At 49.7% G+C, this 340-nt stretch carries 1 protein-coding gene; it reads right to left on the bottom strand.

Annotated features, from left to right (window positions below):
- Positions 1-7: 7 nt before the first annotated feature.
- A partial coding sequence (locus C6366_RS19945) for a hypothetical protein (protein ID WP_158269874.1) occupies positions 8-340 on the bottom strand: 333 nt, incomplete at its 5' end.

The following is a 340-nucleotide window of genomic DNA, read 5'->3' as shown; positions in this document are numbered from 1 at the left end:
GGTTCATTCAGTGTTTGAAACGGTGCATCTCCTCCACGATTTCTAAGCCGCCTGCGCGGCGGTTCATAGGTGTCGGGGTAAACGGTGATATAAACTTAGTTTCTAAGCCGCCTGCGCGGCGGTTCATTGCGTGGATCAGGTGACGGCGAATTTCTCCAATTTCTAAGCCGCCTGCGCGGCGGTTCATAGGATGTTCAGGGAGCCGGAGAGGTTCTGGATTTTCTAAGCCGCCTGCGCGGCGGTTCATAAGAACAAGTTGAGAGAAAATATTAATAAAACAAGTGGTTATGTTAGGAGTGCCTGCTTTGCCTTCTCTTGTGGATGTGCAATCTAACCATTT

The sequence above is a fragment of the Desulfonatronum sp. SC1 genome (genome assembly GCF_003046795.1).
Lineage (GTDB): Bacteria > Desulfobacterota > Desulfovibrionia > Desulfovibrionales > Desulfonatronaceae > Desulfonatronum.
The sequence above is the reverse complement of the archived record's forward strand: the minus strand, read 5'-3'. Positions and strand labels throughout refer to the sequence as shown.